Annotated in this window: 14 protein-coding genes, 1 tRNA gene and 1 pseudogene; 9 read left to right on the top strand and 7 right to left on the bottom strand. The window is 75.7% G+C overall.

Going from position 1 to position 16,161, the window contains the following annotated elements; all coding sequences use genetic code 11:
* Positions 1-43: 43 nt before the first annotated feature.
* Positions 44-1,537 (top strand): DNA polymerase IV, encoded by a 1,494-nt coding sequence (locus B8281_RS06435; RefSeq protein WP_198163171.1) that lies wholly within the window; start codon positions 44-46, stop codon positions 1,535-1,537.
* Here the strand turns inward: B8281_RS06435 and B8281_RS06430 are convergent.
* Together B8281_RS06430 and B8281_RS20100 are read right to left on the bottom strand one after the other, a co-directional pair.
* On the bottom strand, positions 1,432-2,361 hold the full coding sequence (locus B8281_RS06430; RefSeq protein WP_085387272.1) for a YbfB/YjiJ family MFS transporter: 930 nt from the start codon (positions 2,359-2,361) through the stop codon (positions 1,432-1,434). The genes B8281_RS06435 and B8281_RS06430 overlap by 106 nt on opposite strands.
* 122 nt (positions 2,362-2,483) lie before the next feature.
* A pseudogene (locus tag B8281_RS20100) lies at positions 2,484-2,894 on the bottom strand (MFS transporter); the annotation flags it as partial.
* A 21-nt stretch (positions 2,895-2,915) separates the two neighbouring features.
* On the opposite strand from B8281_RS20100, the gene B8281_RS06425 reads away from it, so the two are divergent.
* Positions 2,916-3,506 carry a TetR/AcrR family transcriptional regulator gene (locus B8281_RS06425; RefSeq protein WP_085387271.1) on the top strand — a complete coding sequence of 197 codons (591 nt, stop codon included), beginning with the start codon at positions 2,916-2,918 and terminating at the stop codon, positions 3,504-3,506.
* Positions 3,507-3,588: 82 nt separating this feature from the next.
* A complete protein-coding gene (locus B8281_RS06420; protein ID WP_157446592.1) occupies positions 3,589-5,259 on the top strand; it encodes a DHA2 family efflux MFS transporter permease subunit in 1,671 nt (556 codons plus the stop codon).
* 62 nt (positions 5,260-5,321) lie between these two features.
* Here B8281_RS06420 and B8281_RS06415 read toward each other — a convergent pair whose 3' ends face one another.
* Positions 5,322-5,987: a Type 1 glutamine amidotransferase-like domain-containing protein gene (locus B8281_RS06415; protein WP_085388641.1), complete on the bottom strand. Its 666-nt coding sequence runs from the start codon at positions 5,985-5,987 to the stop codon at positions 5,322-5,324.
* A gap of 544 nt (positions 5,988-6,531) precedes the next feature.
* On the opposite strand from B8281_RS06415, the gene B8281_RS06410 reads away from it, so the two are divergent.
* Positions 6,532-6,825, top strand: coding sequence for a hypothetical protein (locus B8281_RS06410; RefSeq protein WP_043656487.1), 294 nt, complete (start codon positions 6,532-6,534; stop codon positions 6,823-6,825).
* 215 nt (positions 6,826-7,040) lie between these two features.
* Here the strand turns inward: B8281_RS06410 and B8281_RS06405 are convergent.
* The 3 genes from B8281_RS06405 to B8281_RS06395 all read right to left on the bottom strand — a co-directional run bounded on the left by B8281_RS06405 (position 7,041) and on the right by B8281_RS06395 (position 9,203).
* Positions 7,041-7,130: transfer RNA gene (locus B8281_RS06405), tRNA-Ser, on the bottom strand.
* A gap of 202 nt (positions 7,131-7,332) precedes the next feature.
* Positions 7,333-8,355 carry an iron-siderophore ABC transporter substrate-binding protein gene (locus B8281_RS06400; protein WP_085387269.1) on the bottom strand — a complete coding sequence of 341 codons (1,023 nt, stop codon included), beginning with the start codon at positions 8,353-8,355 and terminating at the stop codon, positions 7,333-7,335.
* Between the two features lie 8 nt (positions 8,356-8,363).
* Positions 8,364-9,203: a siderophore-interacting protein gene (locus B8281_RS06395; RefSeq protein ID WP_085387268.1), complete on the bottom strand. Its 840-nt coding sequence runs from the start codon at positions 9,201-9,203 to the stop codon at positions 8,364-8,366.
* A 222-nt stretch (positions 9,204-9,425) separates the two neighbouring features.
* Here B8281_RS06395 and B8281_RS06390 point away from each other — a divergent pair, with 222 nt between their 5' ends.
* The 4 genes from B8281_RS06390 to B8281_RS06375 all read left to right on the top strand — a co-directional run bounded on the left by B8281_RS06390 (position 9,426) and on the right by B8281_RS06375 (position 14,386).
* Positions 9,426-10,109 (top strand): DUF4956 domain-containing protein, encoded by a 684-nt coding sequence (locus B8281_RS06390; RefSeq protein WP_198163170.1) that lies wholly within the window; start codon positions 9,426-9,428, stop codon positions 10,107-10,109.
* Entirely contained in the window at positions 10,106-11,002 is an 897-nt protein-coding gene (locus B8281_RS06385; RefSeq protein WP_232322699.1) for a polyphosphate polymerase domain-containing protein, read from the top strand. Before B8281_RS06390 ends, B8281_RS06385 begins: the two co-directional genes overlap by 4 nt.
* Complete coding sequence (locus B8281_RS06380) at positions 11,002-13,101, top strand: carbohydrate-binding domain-containing protein (protein WP_085388640.1); 2,100 nt, start codon at positions 11,002-11,004, stop codon at positions 13,099-13,101. The genes B8281_RS06385 and B8281_RS06380 overlap by 1 nt, the downstream gene beginning before the upstream one ends.
* A 481-nt stretch (positions 13,102-13,582) precedes the next feature.
* Positions 13,583-14,386 (top strand): NAD-dependent protein deacetylase, encoded by an 804-nt coding sequence (locus tag B8281_RS06375; RefSeq protein WP_114554285.1) that lies wholly within the window; start codon positions 13,583-13,585, stop codon positions 14,384-14,386.
* Between the two features lie 144 nt (positions 14,387-14,530).
* Here B8281_RS06375 and B8281_RS06370 read toward each other — a convergent pair whose 3' ends face one another.
* The gene (locus B8281_RS06370; RefSeq protein WP_074804208.1) at positions 14,531-14,962 is read right to left on the bottom strand and encodes a nucleoside deaminase; all 432 of its coding nucleotides are present in this window, start codon (positions 14,960-14,962) and stop codon (positions 14,531-14,533) included.
* 325 nt (positions 14,963-15,287) lie between these two features.
* Between B8281_RS06370 and upp the strand changes: the two genes are divergently transcribed.
* On the top strand, positions 15,288-15,923 hold the full coding sequence (upp, locus tag B8281_RS06365; RefSeq protein ID WP_021482058.1) for a uracil phosphoribosyltransferase: 636 nt from the start codon (positions 15,288-15,290) through the stop codon (positions 15,921-15,923).
* Positions 15,924-16,161: the final 238 nt, after the last annotated feature.

The following is a 16,161-nucleotide window of genomic DNA, read 5'->3' as shown; positions in this document are numbered from 1 at the left end:
CGAAACTCTTACCGCTGTCGGTGGCAGGGCGCAGAGTAGGGCGGTGAGCTTCGACCGTGCGCCGCACGCCCCCGTGCTGCGCGCCCGTCCGACGATCGCGCACCTCGACGCCGACGCGTTCTTCGCCGCGGTCGAGCAGCACCAGCGCCCGTCGCTGCGCGGGCGCCCGGTGCTCGTCGGCGGCGTGGGGCCGCGCAGCGTCGTCGCGACGGCGTCGTACGAGGCCCGGCAGTACGGCGCCCGCTCGGCGATGCCGATGGAGCAGGCGCGGCGGCTGTGCCCGCCGTCGACGGTCGTCGTCGTGCCGCGGTTCGCCGCGTACTCCGCCTACTCGGCCCGCATCATGGCGGCGCTGCGCGAGGTGACAGACCTCGTCGAGCCCGTGAGCATCGACGAGGCGTTCGCCGACGTCGCCGCGGCCGTCGGGCCGGAGACCGACCTCGAGGCGCTCGCCACGGGGATCCGCGAGCGGGCGCGCGAGCTGAGCGGCCTGCCCGTCTCGCTCGGGCTCGGGCGGTCCAAGCTCGTCGCGAAGCTCGCCTCGGAGGCCGCGAAGCCGGGCGGCGTCCGGGTCGTCGGGGCCGACGACGAGGACCCGTTCCTGCTCGACCTGCCCGTGCGAGCGCTCTGGGGCGTCGGCCCGGTGTCGGCCGCGCGGCTCGACGAGCTCGGGGTGCGCACGGTCGCCGACCTGCGCCGTCAGCCGCTCGACACCCTGCTCCTCGTCGCGGGCGAGGCGGGCGGCACCAACCTCTACCGGATCGCGCGCGGCTGGGACGACCGCCCGGTCTCCACGGTCCGTGAGCGCAAGTCCGCGGGCGCGGAGCACACGTTCGACACCGACCTCCACGGCCGGTCCGCGATCGCCGCGGCGCTCGATCCCGTGGTCGACGCCGCGCTCGCCCGCCTCGAGCGGCACGCCGTCGCGGCACGCACCGTCGTGGTCAAGGTGCGCCTCGCGTCGTTCACGACCCTCACCCGCTCGGTCACGCTGTCTCGCCCGACGACCGACGAGGGCGCCCTCCGCGACGCGGCCCACCGCGCGCTGCGCCTCGCGGACGTCACCGAGCCCGTCCGCCTGCTCGGGGTCGCGTTCCACGCGCTGTCCGAGCACGCGCAGCTCATGCTGCCGCTCGGCGCGGACGCGGCGGAGGACCCCGCCGTTCCGATCGCCGCGGAGGTGGTGGGCGCCGAGGCGGCGGGCGATGAGGCGGTCGGCCCCGGGGCGGTCGGTGCAGAGTCGGTGGGTGCAGAGTCGGTGGGTGCCGAGGCGCCCGGCGCCGCCGCGACAGGACCCGTCCAGGCGACGGCCGCCCTCCTCGCCCCCGGCCTCGACGTCGCCACCCCGGCTGACGGGCGCGGGTGGGTCGTGCGCGTCGGCGACGACGGCCGCGTCGCCGTCCGCTTCGAGACGGCGCGGACCGGCCCGGGCTACCAGCGCTGGGTCGACCCGGAGGCGGAGGCGCTCGCGCTCGTCGAGCCGCTCGGCCCCGACGGTGAGCCCGTGCGCGCCTCGCCCGCCGACGACGACGTGTAGCCGCGAGCCGCCGCGCCCGCGCGTGTGTCGTCCGTGCTCGTCCCGTCCGCGCTCGTCTCGCCCGCGCTCGTCTCGCCCGCGCTCGTCTCGCCCGCGCTCGTCGCGCCTCTGTTCGTCCCGTCCGTGCTCGCCCTGTCCGCGCTCGTCCCCTCCGTCCCGGCCCTGCCCGACGACGGGCGGTCGGCGCGCTCCCGACCGGGCCCCGCGCCGTCGGGCACGCGCGGGACGACCCCGGCCGCGACGAGGAGGAACGCCGCGCCCACCCAGAACGCGGCCTGCGGCCCGACGACGTCGCTCAGCCCGCCCGTCGCGAGCGCGCCGACCGCCTGCCCGGCCGTGAGCGTGACGAAGAGCGCGGCGGTCGCGCGTCCGGCGGCGTGCGGGCGCAGCACGGTGCCCCACGCGATGAGCACGCCGCTGAGGGCGGTGTAGGCGCCGCCGAAGAGCGCGCCCGCCACCGCGACGACGGGCACGCTGCCCGGGGCGAGGGCCAGGGCGGCGGTGCCGACCGCCGTCGCGACGGCCGTCACGACCCAGGCGCCGCGCAGACCGAGCACGCGGACGGCGTCGCCGCTGAGGGCACCGAGGACCGCCGCCGCGCCGAGGAGGCACCAGAGGGCCGCCGTCGTGCGGCCGGGGAGGCCACCGGTCACGGTGACGAGGTCGCGCCCGAACGTCCAGACCGCAGCGCTGCCGATCCCGGCCACCGCGGCCGCGAACCCGGCGCGCCCGAGCGACCGCCCGCCCGCGCCGCCGGACGCGGGCGGCGACTCGGGGGCCGCGGGCCAGCGCGCGCTCCGGTCGGCGACCGCCGCCGTGACCACCGCCCCGACCGCGGCGGCGCACCACACGGGACGCCAGACGTCCGGCGCGACGAGCGTCGCCGCCCCACGAGCGCCACGCCGACGCCCGTCCCGGAGTTCACGACGGCCTGCATGCGCCCGGCCCGGCGGCCGTCGGCCGTCGCGCCGACCGCGGCGACGAGCGCGGGCGACGCCGCACCGGCGGCGCTGCCCGCGACGAGCACGCCCGCCGCGAGGCTCGCGGACGACCACGACAGCCCGACCAGGACCGCCCCTGCCGCGGCGAGCGCCGCTGCGGCCCAGACGACCGCGCGCGGGGAGCGTCGGGCCATCGCGCGCTGCGCCCCGAGCGCGGCGGCGCAGTACGCGGCGAAGCTGCCCGCGGCGATCGCGCCCGCGGCGGCGGACGAGAGGCCGAGCTCGGTCGTGAGCGTCGGGAGCTGGAGACCGTACCCGTAGCGGACGACGCCGTACGTCACCGCGACGAGGCCGGTGCCCGCGGCGACCACGCGGCCGGGGGCTGGTGCGGCGGGGTGTAACGATCGTTTCAGCATAGTGATCGTTACGCTATCCCCATGCCCCGGACCGACGCACGCCGACCGGCCCGCGACCGCCTGCTCGATGCCGCGGAGGCGCTGTTCGTCGAGCACGGGATCGCGGCGACCGGCGTCGACGCCGTGCTCCGCCGCGCTGAGGTCTCCCCCGCGACCCTGTACGCGCACTTCGCCGGCAAGGACCACCTCGTCGCGGCCTACCTGGAGCGGCGGCACGAGCGCTGGCGGGCCGCGTGGGACGTGGCGCTGGATCGCTGCGGGGACGACGCGGACGCACGGGCGCTCGCCGTCTTCGACGCGCTCGACGGCTTCCCCACCGCGACGAGCACCCGCGGCTGCGCGTTCCTCGCCGCCGCGGTCGAGGTCACCGACCCCGAGCACCCCGCGTACCAATGGCTCGCCGCCGACACCCGGCTGCTCGTCGACCGGCTGCGCGACCTCGCCGCCGCGACCGGCGCCGCAGACCCCGGCGCCCTCGCGGCCGAGCTCCTCGCGCTCTACGACGGCGCGCTCGCCTCCCGCACGCGCCGCGCCGTCGCGGGCGACGACGGCCCGGCGTCCCTCCCGTGGCGCGACCTCGCGGCGGGAGCGGTCGCGCGCTACCGCGCCTGAACTGCCCGGCGCTGCTGATGCGCTCCCCCGCGTGCGCGGCGATCCTGGACGCAGGGCCGCGTCACGACACCAGGGAGGCCCCGTGGAGTCCGTGCAGGGGAACGCGCCGCAGACCGAACCACCCGAGGACGACGAACCCGCGGTCGACCCGCGGGCCCACGCCAACCGGTGGCGCGCGCTCGTCGTCCTGGCGGTCGCGCTGTCGATGGTCGTCATCGACGGGACGATCGTCGCCGTCGCCGTCCCGGACATCGTCGCCGACCTGAACCTCGGGCTGAGCGAGGCGCAGTGGATCAGCGCCTCGTACGCCGTCGTGCTGGCCGCGCTGCTGCTCTCGTCGGGGCGTCTCGGCGACCGGCTCGGGCGACGGCGGCTCCTCGTGGTGGGCGTCGTCGTCTTCCTCGCCGGGTCGCTGCTCGCCGCCGCGGCCGACGACGGCGGCTCGCTCATCGTCGGGCGGCTCGCCCAGGGCCTCGGCGCGGCCGCGATCCTGCCCTCGACGCTGTCGACCGTGAACGCGACGTTCCGCGGCAAGGACCGGGCCGCGGCGTTCGGGGTGTGGGGCGCTGTCATCTCCGGCGCCGCCGCGGTCGGCCCGCTCGCGGGCGGGTGGATCACGACGTCGTTCACCTGGCCGTGGATCTTCCTCGTCAATGTCCCCGTCGGCGCGCTCGTCGTGGTCGGCGCCTACCTCTGGGTGCCCGAGACCCGGGCGCACGCGTTCGCCCCCGGGCTCGACCTCGTCGGGCTCCTGCTGTCCGCGCTCGGGTTCGGCGCGCTCGTGTTCGGGCTCATCGAGGGCCAGACGTTCGGCTGGTGGAGCCCGAAGGGTGACGTCGAGCTGCTCGGGGCGACCTGGCCGGCGTCCGCGCCCGTCTCGCCGACCCCGGTCTTCCTCGCCGCCGGGCTGCTCCTGCTCGTGCTCTTCGTCGTGTGGGAACGGCACCGCGCGCGCGTGCGGCGGTCCGCGCTGCTCGACCTCACGCTCTTCCGCATCCCGACGTTCCGGTGGGGCAACGTCGCCGCGACGACCGTCGCCGTCGGCGAGTTCGGCATCATCTTCGTCCTGCCGCTCTTCCTCGTGAACGTGCTCGCGCTGTCCACCATGGGCGCCGGGCTCGTGCTCGCGGCGATGGCACTCGGCGCGTTCCTCTCCGGCGCGTCGGCGCGTCACCTCGCCGCCGCCGTCGGCGCCCCGCTCGTCGTGGTCATCGGCCTCGCGCTCGAGATCGTGGGGGTCGCCGCCGTCGCGCTCACGGTCACCGCGACCGTCTCGCCGTGGCTGCTCGCGGTCCTGCTCGTCGTCTACGGCGTCGGACTGGGGCTGGCGTCGGCACAGCTCACCAGCACGACCCTCGTGCAGGTCCCCGCCGAGGAGTCCGGCCAGGGCTCCGCCACGCAGTCGACGGCGCGGCAGGTCGGCTCCGCGCTCGGGACCGCGCTCGTCGGGACCGCGCTCGCCGTCCTGCTCGCGAGCGCCGTGCCCGCGGCCCTCGACGGCGAGGGCCTGCCCGACGCCGAGGTCACGCGCCTCGCCGACGCGACGAGCGGCTCCGCCGGCGACGTCATCGCGAAGCTGCGCGCGGAGGGCACGCACGGCGAGCTCGGGCCGCAGGAACCCGAGGTCGTCGACGCGCTCGCGTCCGGGTTCGCCGACGCGACGCGCGGGTCACTGCTCGTCGCCGGAGCGTTCCTCGTGCTCGGCCTCGCGTCCGCGACGGCCGTCGTGCGGGCGTCGCGCCGGTCGGGGTGAGGGTCGGGCCCGACGCCGGAGCGGGTCGAGCCGGGCCCAGGGACGGGTTGCGCCGGCGCGGGTTACGCCAGGCGGTGCCAGACGCCCTCGGACACGACCTCGACCGCGCCGTCGACCACGAACGCGGTCTCGTCGTCGACCGCGTAGGCCGGCCCGCCCAGGGCGGCGACCCACCGCCGTGCGGCCGCCTCCGTGTTGTCGGGCAGGTCCGGGTGGCCCAGGTGGGGGAACATCGAGAAGTCGACGAGCCCCAGCGTCGTCGCGTCCTCGCCGTCGGGCGGCTCCCACCCCACGAACTCCTCGCCGATGCGCGGCGTCAGGGCCATGCTGCCGCCGCTCATCCCGACGTAGACCGTGTCGGTGAGCGACGGCACGAGGTCCGCGAACCCGGACCGCCGCATCCAGTACGCCAGGTAGCCCGCGTCACCGCCCGCAGCCAGCAGCACGTCCGTCTCCCGGACGAGCGGCACCCAGCGGTCCGCCGGGATGCTCGGCAGCGCCGTCAGCTCCAGCACGCCGACCGACCCCCACCCCAGGCCCGCCATGTGGTCCGACTCCCCCGTGATGAAGTCCCGGGCGTTCTTCCCCGGCCCCACCCACGGGTGGCCGTACAACGCCGTCGGGATGCACAGCGCCGAGCACTCACCGATCGGCCGGCCCAGCAGCCCGACGAGCGCCCCCTCGATGGTCGGGTTCGTGCCTCCCTCTGACGTGAGCAACAGCTTCATCGCGTCCTCCTCGGCTCCGGTGGTCTGCACGACAGACCTCCGTGCGGGCGGGAACTCATCGCGCCACGTCGGCGGCGCGCGTCTCAGCACGACCGAGTGACAATGAAGGGCCCGACAGCCGCAGGTTCCGCGAATGGGACCCTCCGGGCTGGTAGCGGTGGCTTGGATGGTCGCCTGTCATGCCCTCGGTCGAGACTGCATGGGATCGCCGCTGACCCGCACCGACGCGCGGCCTCACAAGAGTTCCGCGGAGATCCGGGTCAAGGGTGGCCGCAGGCCATCGCGCAGCGACCGCGCAGGCGCCCTTGACGCAAGCCGGAGCTGGCCGGATGCTCGGCTGTCGGTTCGGGGCCGGACAGTGACGGATGGACGCAGCTCCTTCCGCGCCCCTACGATCGCGGCATGCACACCTCCACGAAGGGACATGCCGCGTAGGCGTCCTTCCCAGCTGCGCGCGGAGGCGCAGTTGATCGCGCGAGCGACGACTCCGCTCCGAAGACCGAAGGTCGGTGGCGGCAGCCTGTCCGGGTCAGCCCGAGCGGCGGTGCTCCAGTACGAGCATCGGGCAGGCCTGATGCGCGGATCGCTCCTCGTCGCGTTGTCGGTCTGGACACGCGCCGATGCCGTGGTCGAACCGACCGTGACCAGCTGCGGCATCTGGGAGTGCTGCGGCTTCCACAGGCCCCTCGCTGAGACACGCGACATCATCGAGTCCCTGATGCGTCAGTCATCGTCGGGCGCCGGGCGAGAGCTGCGGCGGCTCGTGCGCGACTCCGATGTTCGGATGGTCGGCGATCTCGACGGCTACTGGTGGCGGGACCCTCGCTACTGGACGTGAGCGCGGCTGTGTGACGACGAGGCGGTCTCGGAACGACTCCTGGGCCCCTCCGCAATGTGAGCCGCCGGACGATGGGGTGCGCGAAGCGAGCGCAGCGGGCGGAGCGCGGGGCCCCGCCGGGAGGCGGTCAGCAGGGCAAGACGGAGTGAAACCGGAGGGCGGCGTACGACGAAGGGCCCCACCGCCGCAGAACTCTGCGGGTGGGGCCCTTCGGGTGGCGGTAGCGGTGGGATTTGAACCCACGGTGGACTTTCACCCACACACGCTTTCGAGGCGTGCTCCTTAGGCCGCTCGGACACGCTACCTCGCCGGGATACCCGGCCCAGGAAGGATACCTGGTCCCACCCCCGGACACCGAATCGGCCGGTCAGCCGGTCCTGCGCCGGGTCACTCACGCCCCGCTCGACGCCCGCGCGGAGCCGGACCACCCGGCCCGCCCCACGCCGTCGGGCATCACCCGCCGCCGGACCGCGCGGGCATCACGAACCCCGCCAAAAGGCACGGGCGTCACTTCCCGGCGAGCGCCTCGGCGAACAGCGGGGTGACGTTGTCGATCGCGTAGATCACGGCCGTGGGCGTGCCGAGCGAGAAGGCGTTGGAGAGGTCCCTGTCGTCGAACACGACGTAGCGGCCGTCGGCGACGGACGGCACGGTCTGGAAGATGGGGAGGGCCTCGACGTCGGCGGCGGTGAAGCCGATGGGCTGGATGACGGTGAGGTCGGCGTCGAGCAGGTCGACGTTCTCGGTGCCGAGGGTGGCGGAGAACTCCTCGCCGGCGGCCTCGTCGATCTCGGGCTTGGTGTCGAACCCGAGGCCCTGCATGAACTCGCCGCGGCTGGAGGTCGAGACGTAGGCGCCGAAGCCCTCGGCCCAGTAGGACCCGATGACGGCGGTCTTGCCCGCGAACTCGGGGTGCTCGTCGCGCGCGGCGGCGAACGCGTCGTCGACCTCGGCGAGCAGCTCGTCGCCGGCCTCGCTGCGCCCGAGGGCGGCGGCGATCATGCCGACCTGGTCCTCCATGGGCGTGAGGTAGGCCTCGCCGCCCTCGGGAATGGCGACGGTCGGGGCGATCTCGGAGAGCCGCTGGTACCGCTCGGGGTCGCCGGACGACTTCACGTCGAGGATGACGTCGGGGTCGAGCACGGCGATCTGCTCGTACGACGGCTCGAGGGTGCCGATGATCTCGGGCGACTCGTCGTACGCGTCGGCGAGCCACGGGCCGACGCCGTCGCCGCCGAACGCGAGCCAGTCGCTCGCACCGACGGGCTGGGCGCCGAGCGCGAGGGCGGTCTCGGCGTCGCCCCACCCGAGCGCGACGACACGCTCCGGCTCCTCGGGGATCTCGACGTCGCCGAACGCGGTGGGGATGGTCACCGGGAAGGTGTCGGCGGCGCCGTCGGCGGTGGTGCTGCCGGAGGGCGTGGGGTCCCCGGAGCCGTCGCCGGACGAGCACGCGGCGAGCGCGAGGACGGCGAGCGCGGACACGGCCGCGAGCGCGCGGCGGGGGCGGGTGGTGCTGGTGCGGTGCATGGGACTCCTCAGTCCTCGAAGATCTGGCCGACGGGCTCGCGCTTCTCCGCCTGGAAGCGGTCCTCCGCGCGGCCGTAGGCCCAGTAGCCGGAGAGCGACAGGTCGGAGCGGGGCACGCCGCGCTCGGTGAAGACGCGGCGCAGGGCCTTCATGGCGCCGCGCTCGCCGTGCGCGAAGACGTGGACGCGGCCCTCGCGCCACGGGAGGTCGGCGACGGCGTCGGGCAGGAGCGTCGTCGTCCCGGCCGGCGCGTCGCCGCGCAGCACCCAGGTGACCTCGACGCCGTCGGGCGCCTCGAGCGGCAGGCGGTCCGCCTCGGTCCCGACCTCGAGCACGGCGTGCCCGACGGCGTCGCGCGGCATGGCCTCGAGCGCGGCGGCGATCGCGGGGAGCGCGGAGTCGTCGCCGGCGAGCAGGTGCCAGTCGGCGGCCGGGTCGGGCAGGTACCCGCCGCCCGGGCCGGAGAGGACGAGGCGGTCGCCGGGCTTCGCGCGCGCGGCCCACGGCCCGGCGAGGCCCTCGTCGCCGTGCACGACGAAGTCGATCGCGAGCCGCTGCGCCGCCTCGTCGACCCAGCGCACGGTGTACGTGCGGGTGACGGGCACGTCCTCGGGCGCGAGCGTGTCGCGCAGCGCCGCGACGTCGTAGGGCGGCTCGAGGCCGAGCTCGGGCGTGGCGAAGTAGATCTTGACGTACTTGTCGGTGTGCTCGTTCGTCGTGAACGCGGCGAACCCGTCGCCCCCGGCGACGACGCGCACGAGGTGCGGGGAGAGCCACGCGGTCTCGAGGACCTCGAGGACCGTCTGGGGGCGGGCGCGCCGCGGGGCGGGCGCGGTGGTGGTCGACATGACAACCTCTCGTCGGTGACTTAGGTGAGGCTAACATCACCGCCTGGGCGCGGGGTCGTGACGCCGGTCACCGCCCTGCGGAGCAGCGCGAGTCGCGCGCTCGTGGGCCCGAGGGAACTCATACACGCACCCTGTGCCCTCCACAGCGACCGCACAGGCTCGCCCGGCGGAATGGGGACTTCCTCGACCACGGCGCCCAGCGCCCCGGCACCCGGAGGCCTCGTGTCCCAGCCCGTCCTGTACCTCGTCGACCTCGTCGCGGTCACCGTCCTCGCGTTCGGCCTCTACTTCCCCCGGCACCGCCGCCGTGACCTCGTCGTCGCGTACCTCGGCGTCAACGTGGGGGTGCTCGCGGTCGCGGCGACGCTCGCGACGAGCAGCGTCGGCGCCGGTCTGGGGCTCGGGCTCTTCGGCGTCCTGTCGATCATCCGCCTCCGCTCGACCGAGCTCTCGCAGACCGAGGTCGCCTACTACTTCGCGGCCCTCGCGCTGGGCCTCCTCGGCGGCCTCGGCGCGACCACCGGCTGGCTGTCCCTCGCGGGCATGGCACTCGTCGTCGGGGTGATGGCCGTCGTCGACCACCCGCGCGTCCTGCGCCGCGCGCAGAGCCAGACCGTCGTCGTCGACCGCGCCCTCGCCGACCCGGCCGAGCTCACGCGCTACCTGGAGGAGCTGCTCGGCGCCGAGGTCCGCGGGGTGAGCGTGCAGCGGCTCGACCTCGTCAACGACACGACCTGGGTCGACGTCCGCTGGACCGCCCCACGGACGCCGCGTCGGGGCGCGCGCCCGGCCCGTCCGGCCGTCCTGCCCGACGACGTCCCCCCGCTCGCGGCCGACGCCGCGCCGCTCCGCGTGGCCGCCACGGCCCCGGACGGTCTCCCCGCCCGGACGGGGGTGCGCGCGTGAGCCCGCAGACCCTCCCGGCCGACGACCGCGTGCGCGCCGCCCTGCAGCCGCTCGCCGGGGTGGACCTCGACGAGCTCGTCGGGACCGCCGCACTGCTGACCCGGGTCGACCGCAAGTACGTCCTGCCGGTGGACGACGCGGTCGCCGTGCTCGACGCCCTCGCCCGCACGACCGCCGCGCGCGTCCTGGAGATCGACGGCGCGCGCAGCGCGGCCTACGAGTCGGTGTACTTCGACACGCCCGACCTCGCGTCGTTCCGCCTCACGGCGACGCGCCGCCGTCGGCGGTTCAAGGTCCGCACGCGCACGTACCTCGACTCCGGGACGAGCTTCCTCGAGGTCAAGACGCGCGCCGCGCGTGGCACGACGCTCAAGCAGCGCGTCGCGCACGAGTGCCCGACGACGCTCGACGGCGGGCAGGAGTTCGTCCACCGGACGCTCGCCGCCGAGGGCATCGACGGCGTGCCGGAGCACGCGCTGGCACCCGGCCTCGTGTCGCGGTACCGCCGCACGACGCTCCTGCTCCCCCGGCCCGACGGCGCCGCGCGCGCCACCGTGGACACCGGGCTCACGTGGGAGCTCGACCGGCCCGACGGCGCCCGGCCCCTCTCCTGGCCCGTCACCCACCTGGCGGTCGTCGAGACGAAGGGCGGCTCGACGCCGTCGGACCTCGACCGGCTGCTGTGGCGGCACGGGCACCGCCCCGAGCGGATCTCGAAGTACGGCACCGGGCTGGCGCTGCTGCGCCCCGACCTGCCCGACGGCCCCTGGCGGCGCGTGATCCGCCGCCACCTCACCCCCTCCCCGGGCGGCACGACGTCCGGCCGGACTCCCGGCCACGACCTCGCCCGACACCCCGCCCGCACCCCCGGGCACGACGACAGGAGCCTGTGATGCGCATCCGACGACCCCTCACGTACCTCACCGCGGCCGCGGCGGCCGCCGTCCTCGCCGGCTGCTCGGTCCTGGGCAGCGACGCCGCCACGGACGACACGTCCGCGAGCGCGAGCACCACCGGCTCGACCGCCGCGTCCGACGCCGTCGCCGGCCTCACCCCCGAGGAGGCGCGCGCCGACAACGCCGAGGTGACGGTGGACGACGCCGACCTCGCGGTCGACGAGGCGTCGGCGACGACCGTCGCGCTCGACGGCGGCACCGCCACCGTGGACGGCGACGGCGTGACCGTCGACGGCGCGACCGTCACCGTGACCGCCCCCGGCACGTACGTGCTGAGCGGCACGCTGGAGGGCCAGGTCGTCGTCGACACCGCCGAGGACGGCCTCGTCCAGCTCGTGCTCGACGACGCCGACATCACCTCGACGACCAACTCCGCCGTGAACGTCCAGGACGCGGAGAAGGTCGCGGTGGTCCTCGCCGACGGCTCGACGAACAGCCTCACCGACGCCGAGGAGCCCTCCGAGCTGGACGCCGACGGCGAGCCCGACGGCGCGCTGTTCTCGACGGCCGACCTCGTGATCGGCGGCGACGGCGCGCTCACCGTCACGTCGCACGCGAACGACGGCATCGTCTCGAAGGACGGCCTCGTCGTCGCGGGCGGCGACCTCACCGTGGACGCGGGCGACGACGGCCTGCGCGGGAAGGACTACCTCGTCGTCACAGGCGGGACGCTCGACGTCACCGCCGCGCAGGACGGGCTGAAGTCCACCGAGGACGGCGACGCGGCCCTCGGGTTCGTCGACGTGCGCGGCGGGGACGTCACCGTCACGTCGGGCGACGACGGCGTGCAGGCGGTGACGGACGTCGTCGTCTCCGGCGGCACGCTGACCGTCACCGCGGCCGGCGGCAGGGGCGCCGACGTGAGCGAGGACGCCTCCGCGAAGGGCCTCAAGGGCGACGTGGGCGTCGTGGTCGGCGACGACGCGACGGTCACCGTCGACGCCGCCGACGACGCGCTGCACTCGGACGGCGCCGTGTCCGTCTCGGGCGGGACCGTCGAGCTGTCGTCCGGCGACGACGGCGTGCACGCCGACGGCGACGTCACCGTCTCCGGCGGTGACCTCACGGTCACGACGTCCGTCGAGGGCATCGAGGGCGCGACCCTCACGATCTCCGGTGGTGACGTCGACGTGACGGCGAGCGACGACGGCCTCAACGCGACGGTCGGGTCGACGACCGGCACCGGCGAGGGCGACGCGGCAGCAGGCGACACGGCCGCAGGCGGCTCGGCAGCGGGCGGCTCGGCGGGCGGCTCGGCCGCCGGCACCATGCCGGAGCCGCCGGACGGTGCGCCGGGCGGGACGACGGGCGGCACCCCGCCGGAGATGCCGGCCGACGGCGAGATGCCCGAGCCCCCGCAGGGCGGCGACCTGCCCGACGGTGTCGAGCCCCCCGACGGCGCCGACCTGCCGCAGGGCGGCCCCGGCGGCGGAGCGGGCGGCATGGCGGGCGGCGGCATGGACGCCGACGACGGCTCGTCGCTGACGATCTCCGGCGGCACGCTCACGATCGACGCCGGCGGCGACGGGATCGACTCGAACGGGTCGCTCACGGTCACGGGCGGCGAGACGGTCGTCCAGGGCCCGACGAACGACGGCAACGGCGCGCTCGACGTGAACGGCACGTTCACCGTCTCCGGCGGCTCGCTCGTCGCGGCGGGCAGCGCGGGGATGGTCGTCGTCCCGGCCACCGACTCCGAGCAGGGCTGGCTCGCCGCCGACGTCTCCGCGAGCGCCGGCGACACCGTCACCGTCACGGCGGCCGACGGCACCGTCGTCGCCGAGCTCACCGTCACCAAGGAGACGGCGAACGTCGTTGTCTCCTCCCCCGACGTGACGACCGGCGAGACCTACACGGTGACCGCGCCGTCCGGCTCGGTGACCGCCGTCGCGGGCGAGTGGTCGGGCACCGCAGGCCCGGGCGGCGCCGCGCGTCGGCCCGGCACGGCAGGGGACGGCGCTGCGGAAGACGGCGCTGCGGAGGACGGCGCGACGACGGAGGGCAGCACGACCTCCGGCACGATCACCGAATCCTGACCGCATGTCGCCCCGGCCGGAATCCCGGCACGCGCGTTCCACCGAGGTAGAGCCCAACCATGGCTCTACCTCGCGTGACCTGGGCTCTACCTCGCCCAACCACGGCTCTACCTCGCGTGGACCACGCCTCTACCTCGCCCAACCACGGCTCTACCTCGCGTGGACCACGCCTCTACCTCGCCCGACCACGGCTCTACCTCGCGGGACCTCGGGGCTCCCTCGGGGTGACCAGGGCTACCTCGGCCGGCCGGGGTTCTGCCCCCGCTCTCGTCGTACCGTGGGAGACGTGCCCACCGACCCGACCGCGCCGTCCCCGACCGACCCGACCGAACCGACGACCGCCTCCCCCGCGCACGTGGCGACGTCGGCCGCCGACCTGCCGTCCGCCGTCCCGACCCTGTCGTCGCGGCTCGCGTGGCGGCCGAGCCAGCCGCCGGCGGGCGCGGAGCCCGCGCCGCGGACGGGGACGGTCGAGGACGCGGTGGAGCTGCTGCGCGGGCTGCGGGTCACGGCGCTCACGGGCGCGGGCGTGTCGACGGACTCGGGGATCCCGGACTACCGCGGCCCGGACTCGCCGCCGCGCAACCCGATGACGTACCAGCAGTTCGTGCAGGACGAGGCGTTCCGCCGCCACTACTGGGCGCGCAACCACGTCGGGTGGCAGCACGTGCACCGCACGCACCCGAACGCGGGCCACCGGGCGCTGGCGCGGCTGGAGGACGCGGGCGTGCTCGTCGGGCTCATCACGCAGAACGTGGACCTGCTGCACGAGGACGCGGGCAGCCGCAACGTCATCGACCTGCACGGCCGCTACGACCGCGTGATCTGCCTGCAGTGCGGGCGCGTCATCTCGCGCGAGCACCTGGCCGAGCGCCTGACCGCGCTCAACCCGGGGTTCCTGGAGAGCATCGGCGACGTGGGCGACGTGGAGATCGCGCCGGACGCGGACGCGGTGATCGAGCAGACGTCGCACTTCCGGCCCGCACCGTGCGAGTTCTGCGGCGGGGTGCTCAAGCCGGAGATCGTGTACTTCGGGGAGAACGTGCCGCGCGAACGGGTCGACCGCGCGTTCGCGATGGTCGACGAGGGCGACGCGCTCCTCGTCGCCGGGTCGTCGCTCACGGTGCTGAGCGGGCTGCGGTTCGTGCGGCACGCGGCGAAGGACGGCAAGCCGGTCGTCATCGTCAACCGCGGCTGGACGCGCGGCGACCCGCTCGCGACGCTCAAGATCGAGGCCGGCACCACGGAGACCCTGACCGCCCTCGCCGAGGCGCTCGCGCGCTGAGGCGACCGACCCACGAGCGGTGGGGAGGAAGGACGGCGCCGGGTCGTGGCGGGCCTGGCGGGAGGCGCCGAGGGACGAGGCGCCGGATGGTAGACCCGGCGCCGTCCTTCCTCCCCTCCGCGACCGCGACGACAGGGGGTGCGCTCAGCGCTGCGCGCCGAAGAAGTCGCGGAGCAGCCGTGCGCACTCGTCCTCGCGCACGCCGCCGACGACCTCGACGGCGTGGTTCGCGCGCTGGTCGCGCACGAGGTCCCACACCGAGCCGGTCGCGCCGGCCTTCGGGTCCCACGCCCCGAGCACGAGCCGCTCGACGCGCGCCAGCACGAGCGCGCCCGCGCACATGACGCACGGCTCGAGCGTGACGACGAGCGTGCAGCCCTCGAGGCGCCACTCCCCCCACGTCGCGGCGGCCTGGCGCAGCGCGAGCACCTCGGCGTGCGCGGTCGGGTCGCCCGTCTCCTCGCGCCGGTTGCGCCCCACGCCGAGCAGCCGCCCGTCGGGCCCGACGACGACCGCCCCCACGGGCACGTCGGCGCTCGCGAGCGCGTGGGTCGCCTCGTGCAGCGCGAGGCCCATGAGGGCGTCCCACGTCCGACGGCGCCCCGCGACCGTGGCGGGCGGGAACGCGCCCTCCGTGGCAGGGATCGCGAGCCCGCGCGGCACGGTGCCCGACGCCGTCCCCTCCTCCGGGTGCGCGATGTCGCCCCGGTGCGCGGGGTCGCCCGAGCGGGCGGGGCAGCCCGGGTGGGCCGGCTCGCCGGGGTGGGCGGCGTCGTCGGGCACGGGACCTCCGGTCGGTAGGAGCGGGCCGCACCAGGCTAGCGACCGGGCGCCCACCCCGTGCACGGATCGGTTACCGGCCGGTACGGCGGACGGCCCGCGGTCCGATACCGTTGTCACCATGCGCCTGCACGTCGCCGACCACCCGCTCGTGGCCCACAAGCTGACCGTCCTGCGGAACAAGGAGACGACGTCCTCGACGTTCCGGCTCCTCGTCGACGAGCTGGTCACCCTCCTCGCCTACGAGGCGACGCGGGACGTGCGCGTCGAGCCGCACGAGATCGAGACGCCCGTGACCAGGACGGTCGGCGTCCGGCTCGCGGAGCCGCGCCCCCTCGTCGTGCCGATCCTGCGCGCGGGCCTCGGCATGCTCGAGGGCATGACGCGGCTCCTGCCCACGGCGGAGGTCGGGTTCCTCGGGATGCAGCGCGACGAGGAGACGCTCGAGGCGGTCACCTACGCGAACCGCCTCCCCGACGACCTCACGGGCCGGCACGTGTTCCTGCTGGACCCGATGCTCGCGACCGGCGGCACGCTCGTCGCGGCGATCGACTACGTCTTCGCGCGCGGGGCGCGCGACGTCACGGCCGTGTGCCTGCTCGCCGCGCCGGAGGGCATCCAGGTGCTGGAGAAGGCGGTCGGCGAGCGCGTGGACGTCCAGCTCGTGGTCGCCGCGGTCGACGAGCGCCTCGACGAGAAGGCGTACATCGTGCCCGGCCTGGGCGACGCGGGCGACCGCCTGTACGGCGTCGTCTGACCCCCCACCTGCACGAACACCCGCCGGGACGCCCCGGCGCCCGCTCGGCACGCCCGGAACGCGAGATCGCCGCGGTCCGCATGCTGAGAACTTCCACGGCTCCTCTTGGCGTGCCGTGCGCTCCGCTGCCATGCTCGCTCCCGTGAGCACCTCGACCCGTCCCGTCAGCGCGCCGTCCGGCGTGCTCCCGGGCGCGGTCGTGTGCGTCTGTTGTCAGGCCTGAACCCTCTCCCGCACC

It is taken from the genome of Cellulosimicrobium sp. TH-20 (genome assembly GCF_002105775.1).
Taxonomy (GTDB): domain Bacteria; phylum Actinomycetota; class Actinomycetes; order Actinomycetales; family Cellulomonadaceae; genus Cellulosimicrobium; species Cellulosimicrobium funkei.
The sequence above is the reverse complement of the archived record's forward strand: the minus strand, read 5'-3'. Positions and strand labels throughout refer to the sequence as shown.

Coding starts and splice junctions, on each gene's coding strand:
- B8281_RS06425 (WP_085387271.1), top strand. CDS start 2,916: ATGCCCCGGACCGACGCACGCCGACCGGCCCGCGACCGCCTGCTCGAT.
- B8281_RS06415 (WP_085388641.1), bottom strand. CDS start 5,987: ATGAAGCTGTTGCTCACGTCAGAGGGAGGCACGAACCCGACCATCGAG.
- B8281_RS06400 (WP_085387269.1), bottom strand. CDS start 8,355: ATGCACCGCACCAGCACCACCCGCCCCCGCCGCGCGCTCGCGGCCGTG.
- B8281_RS06395 (WP_085387268.1), bottom strand. CDS start 9,203: ATGTCGACCACCACCGCGCCCGCCCCGCGGCGCGCCCGCCCCCAGACG.
- B8281_RS06380 (WP_085388640.1), top strand. CDS start 11,002: ATGCGCATCCGACGACCCCTCACGTACCTCACCGCGGCCGCGGCGGCC.
- B8281_RS06370 (WP_074804208.1), bottom strand. CDS start 14,962: ATGGGCCTCGCGCTGCACGAGGCGACCCACGCGCTCGCGAGCGCCGAC.
- upp (WP_021482058.1), top strand. CDS start 15,288: ATGCGCCTGCACGTCGCCGACCACCCGCTCGTGGCCCACAAGCTGACC.